This is a genomic window from Streptomyces sp. NPDC057654, from assembly GCF_042800135.1.
GTDB lineage: Bacteria > Actinomycetota > Actinomycetes > Streptomycetales > Streptomycetaceae > Streptomyces.
The window spans coordinates 1-5,150 of record NZ_JBHVHQ010000625.1 but is presented as its reverse complement, the minus strand read 5'-3'; the positions used below and the strand labels follow the sequence as shown (position 1 = coordinate 5,150).

The 5,150-nt window shown below is 68.5% G+C and carries 5 protein-coding genes; 4 read left to right on the top strand and 1 reads right to left on the bottom strand.

The window, feature by feature from the left end:
- Positions 1–216 precede the first annotated feature (216 nt).
- From ACFU99_RS32225 to ACFU99_RS32215, 3 genes are read left to right on the top strand one after another with little or no spacing between them, the layout of a single operon-like run.
- A complete protein-coding gene (locus ACFU99_RS32225) occupies positions 217–495 on the top strand; it encodes a DUF6211 family protein (RefSeq protein ID WP_384398764.1) in 279 nt (92 codons plus the stop codon).
- 32 nt (positions 496–527) lie between these two features.
- The gene (locus tag ACFU99_RS32220; RefSeq protein ID WP_384398766.1) at positions 528–1,187 is read left to right on the top strand and encodes a hypothetical protein; all 660 of its coding nucleotides are present in this window, start codon (positions 528–530) and stop codon (positions 1,185–1,187) included.
- 3 nt (positions 1,188–1,190) lie between these two features.
- Positions 1,191–1,361 carry a hypothetical protein gene (locus ACFU99_RS32215; RefSeq protein WP_384398762.1) on the top strand — a complete coding sequence of 57 codons (171 nt, stop codon included), beginning with the start codon at positions 1,191–1,193 and terminating at the stop codon, positions 1,359–1,361.
- Positions 1,362–1,460: 99 nt separating this feature from the next.
- On the opposite strand, the gene ACFU99_RS32210 is transcribed toward ACFU99_RS32215, so the two are convergent.
- Positions 1,461–2,321, bottom strand: a complete 861-nt coding sequence (locus ACFU99_RS32210) for a GNAT family N-acetyltransferase (RefSeq protein ID WP_384398760.1) — start codon at positions 2,319–2,321, stop codon at positions 1,461–1,463.
- A 504-nt stretch (positions 2,322–2,825) separates the two neighbouring features.
- Between ACFU99_RS32210 and mobF the strand changes: the two genes are divergently transcribed.
- On the top strand, positions 2,826–5,150 hold a 2,325-nt coding region (mobF, locus tag ACFU99_RS32205), incomplete at its 3' end, for a MobF family relaxase (protein ID WP_384398758.1).

Here is a 5,150-nt window from a genome sequence, read left to right as displayed (position 1 = left end):
TTCCCGAAGACCCGCGGACTCCCGGCCATGGGCCCTGCCCAGCACAACAAAGGTGGTTTAATTCAATGGCTGGCAGCGGGTAGGGCAACACCCCGACCAGCAGCAACACCACCGGCTGCCGCACTGGCGGACGGACTTCCAGACAAAAGTGACGGCCAGCGCACAAGGGCAACAGGCGCTGGCCGTCGATGTTCTCTCACCAGAAAGAACCCCACCATGCTAAGCCCCCGACACCCCGACTGTCCCCGCCCTGGCGACTTCGCCCAGCTCACGAGGGGTAACAGCATCCACGCGGAACCGGACGACACCTTCGTCATCGTCGAGGACTTCCCCCCGACCGGCCAGCACCTCGTGCTCAACCTCCCCGCCGGCCACCCCGACCACGCCGACTGGGCCGCCGCCGTCCTCCTCGGCGACATAGCTTCCCTCACCCGGCTCGAACCGACCGGCAGCCGTACGTGGGCACCGGTCCCGGAGCCGGACGACCTCCAGTGACCCCGCCAAGCAACGACGACCCCGAACAGGAGATGACCGTGCCCCGCAAGACCGGCCGCACGCTCTACTCACGAGCGGACCTGCGCAAGGTCCACAACATCAGTGAGCCGACGCTCCAGAACCTCTGGAGCGACCGGGAGAACAACGGTCACCCGGCCGTCGCCGAGACCATCGACGGCGTCATGCACTGGGACGGCGACGAGTGGGCCAAGTGGCACCACGAGCACCAGCGTCAGCGTGCTGCCGCCAGCACCACGAACCCGCCGAAGCTCGACGGCGACCCTGAAGACATGGTGGGCCCCGCCGAAGCGGCAAAGGTCTGCGGATTCGCCGACTCCGCCACCGTCTCCCACTACGTCAAGAACCCGCCGGAAGGCTGGCCTGCCCCCGACGACTGGGACGAGCTCCCGACCCGGCGGCGCCCAAAGTGGAAGCGGTGGCGGCTGTGGCAGTACCTCGCGGACCGGAAAGGACGCGGGCACGCCGGCGGACGCCCCACGGGCCGCCGCGGACTGGCCTACCCCTACCAAGGAGACGAGCGCTTGGCCCTCGCGCGCCAGGCCATCGCGGCGAACCCCGGCGCGACGAACGCCCAACTCATCCCCCAGCTCCAAGAACAGACCGAGAAGACCTACTCCCGCCCGACCTGGAACCTGATCCTCAAGTCCGCCCGCGAACACCCCGAGGAGTAAGCCGTGACCCAGACCTGCTGTCCGCGCTGCGGCGGCCCGCTCGGGGCACGCCCCGCGCGTTCGCGGCTCACCGTGGACCGTGAGGTCTTCATCTGCACCGTGTGCGGTACGGACGAGGCCGTTCGCGAGGCTACTGGAAAACCGCCTGTCCCCTTCGGCGACTGGGAAGCCTGAACCGAGATCAGGGGCGGTGTCGGACATACGCAGTTCGGCACCGCCCCTGAGCGGCGTCCAGACGAAGGTGTCCGTCCTGCCCGAACGGGCCATTGGGCCCTATGAGAAGTCATACACAGCCCAGTCGGCGAGTGCGCGGTAGCCGAGGCGCTGGTAGAGGGCGTTGCTGGTGGGATTGGACCGGTCTGCGAACAGGACGACGTCCTTCGCGCCCGCGGCCAGCGCGGCCCGGCTCACCTCCGCCGTCACAGCGCCCGCGTAGCCGCGACCACGCAGGTGGGCCGGGGTGTAGACGATGTCCACCTGGATCTGGCCGCCGATCAGCGGGTTCATGCCCGCGATGGAGACGGCAGTGCCGTCCGGGGTCTCCCAGAGCGTGTAGCGCTTGTCGGCGTAGCGAGTATCGGCCCACGTGTCGGCGTCGATGGCGACGTCCTCCCCGACAGCCTTGGCGAACTCACCGCACCAGAACATGACGTGCTCAAGGTCCTGCTCGCCCAGGGCGCGGCTCCGGCCCGCCGGCATCGGCTCCGGTGGGGTGAGCGTGCCCAGGCGGTACAGGCGGAGCCGGACGTCGCCGAGTTTCGGCGTCGCCCCGGTGTGCCGCTGCCAAGCCTCGGCGAAAGCGGTGGCGGTACCGTGGTCCGCGCTGACGCGGGGAAGTGAGTGCCCGAGGACGGCCAGGCGGGCGGCGAGGGAGTCGGCCTGCGCGGGCGTGAGCGGGGAGAGACCGATACCACGCGGCGCGAGGCGGAAGAAGGTCCCGCGGACCTCGCCACCTTGCTCCAGCACGCCGAAGACGGGGGTGCCAGTGCCGAACGCCTCCGCCCCACGCGCTCGCACCCTCTCGGCCCACGTCAGCTGCATGACGTGCGGACCGGGCCGAGAGCGCAGGAAGTCTCCGGCTCCGGCGAGAAAATCGTCGACGTCTTCGGTGAGATGCCAGTCGTCCGGTCGCATGCCTCATGATTCCCCAGGCTCCAGAAGCGCCCAACGGATTTCCGCCAGGTGAGGAAGCAACGGATCGTCCGGGACTCGTTCACTTCACCGGGCAGATCCAGTGGGAAGTCGCAGATATACCGGGAACGGACACGGGGAGCCACTCTACGAAACGTGCGCCGATGACAGGGGCGAACGTCGGCGAGGTCTGGCCGCCGCTGGTGAGGCGGCAGCTCCTCGGCGTACCGACACGGCCCATGCCAGCACCCGCTGACGCTCCCGCAGCGGACGCTAGACAGCACCGCCCCAACCGCCATCAGGTAACAGCTTCACGAGCGAAGTCAGCTCGCTGCCCAAGCCCTCATCTATGAGCGCCCGCAGAAATAGGAATACTCTGCCTATTTCTGTATTGATCTCGAATTTTGAGGACCAAGGTATCGTCGCTACGCGACGATACAATTGGCCAAGATGACCGAACCTGGTCAGATTTGCACGGGGGTGAGCGGGCCGGTGGGGTGGGTAACGATGATCGGCCCGTCTGACGGGCAGGTCGAGTACCGCCTTACCGGGGGCCACGGCTGCGGGAAGGCCACCACGGTCGACGCCGCTCCGCTCGTCGCGGCGATCGAGGCCAAAGCCGAGGAAGCCGGAGCCTCCGTCTTCTCTCTCCTCGGTACGCAGGAAGCCAAGAGCGCCTACTACCGCGCCCGCTCGCAGCTGCGACGCGACAACGGCGCCGCCCGCTTCACAGGGTTCGACGTGGTGGAGATCGCCGCAGCGGCCGGAGTCGACGCCAGCGCGCTGTACGACGATGGCCTCCTCCCCGCGCGTACCGCCGATGGCCAGGTGGACTACCACCTCGACGCCTCCGAGCGGCCGTTGATGTGGATCGGTGATGGTCTCGCGGAGTTCGACATCGACGCTGGCGGCACGCTCGCCCCCGGGCAGTTCCAGGCCGCGCGCCGCCTCATGCGCGGCGAAGACCCGCGCACCGGCCGTACGCTCGTAGAACCGAAGTTGGCCATCGCGCCCGCCGCCAAACTCCCCGCCGCGCCACTGGCCAGGGCGATCCGACGTGCTGCCGCCGAGCGCGGAGTGAAGCCGGAGGCGCTGCTTGACTCCCAGCGGAAGAAGGACGCCTTCCGGCGTATGGAACGCCAGCTCACCAGATTCGGTGAGTCCCACCGCGTCCCGGCCTCCACCCTGCTGAACCTCGCGAACGGCATCGGCGTCGAAGCCGTCGAACTGTACGGCGAAGAGGCCCTGGAGAAGGCACTCGCCGCCGAGGCAGGCGGCCGGCTGGACGCCCGCGCCCTTCTGAAAGCTGTCGAAGCGCGGGCCGTCCAGAACGGGCAGCAGCCCGCGGACCTGTTCACCACCGCCTCCACGAAACGCCGCTACCTCCAGCTCCACGGCGAAGGCGGCCAACGCCTGCGCGACCTGCCCATGGTCGTCCGCGAAGCCGTCGCCCTGGCCAAGGCCGCAGGGCTCGATCCCGCCGAGGTCTGGGATGCCGAAGAGATCAAGGCCGCTGTGCGGGAAGGCCGCGTCGAGGTCGGCAACCGGGGCGCTGACGTCACCCTCGACCTGCCCAAGACCTACTCCGTGTTCGGTGCCTACGCACCCGAGGAGATCGCCGCCGAGGTGGAAGAGATCTTCACCTCGGCAGGCCGCGAGTCGATCGACGCCTTGCAGGGATGGGCCGCGTACGCGATGCGCGGCCGGCACGGCGACGGCGAAGAAGCCCGCACGATCGGTACGAGCGGATTTGCCGGATGGATGATGATCCACCGCGCAGCCCGCCCGGTAGACGGAGCACCCTACGGTGACCCGCACTTCCACCTGCACTTCACGCTGGCCAACATGGTCAAGGGAACCGACGGGCAGTGGTCCACCGTGGCGGCAGGCGGTCGGGATCTGCACCGGCACGCTCGCGCGACACAGTCCCTGATGAGTGCCCGCGTCCGTCGCGAACTCACCGACCGCTACGGCATTCGCTTCCGCCGCGAGGAACGCACCGGGGCATGGGAGATCTCCGCCATCCCCAAGGCCACCATCAAGCTGTTCAGCAAACGCGACAGCCAGGTACGCGAGCTGCTCACCAAGCTGGGACTCGACTACGACAGCGCCACCCTGCGCGAGCGCACCGCCGCTTCCGCCGCGTCCAAGGCCGCCAAGAACGGCGAAGCCGCCGGCGTCGCGGACGATGTCCTGCGCGAGTACTGGCAGGCCGAAGGCCGCGCTGCTGGTGACGACCCCGAAGCGATCTCCAGTAACGTCATTCAGGCCGACGGCCAGGAGCAGAACCCGGCATTGGATGAGCTGTGCCGCATCGTCTTCGACCCGAAGGACGGGCTCACCAGCCACTCCAAGGAGTTCACCCACGCCACCGCCATCGCCGCCGTACTCGACGCCCTCCCGTACGGCATCGGCAGCACCGACGAGGCTGAGAAGCTCGCCAACTCCGTACTCCGGCACGCCGGATACGCCGTCCAGCTCAACCCCAAAGGGCCCCAGCACTACACCCACGCCGACCGGTACACCACCGCGGACATCGTCGCCGCCGAGACGTTGATCGTTTCCGAGACCACTGGACGTCTCCGGGAAGAGGCCGCCGTCGTCGACAACGACACGGTCGCGATGGCCCTGTCCGTCGCCGAGACTCAACAGGGCTTCGGATTTTCCGACGAACAGCGAGCCGTGCTGGAGCGGCTCCTCACCGCCGGACACGGCATCGATGCCGTGATCGGCATCGCGGGCGCAGGCAAAACCACGATCATGAATACCGCCCGCCAAGCGTGGGAGGCGCAGGGCCTCGTCATCGCGGGCGCGAGCACGGCGGCCGTCGCC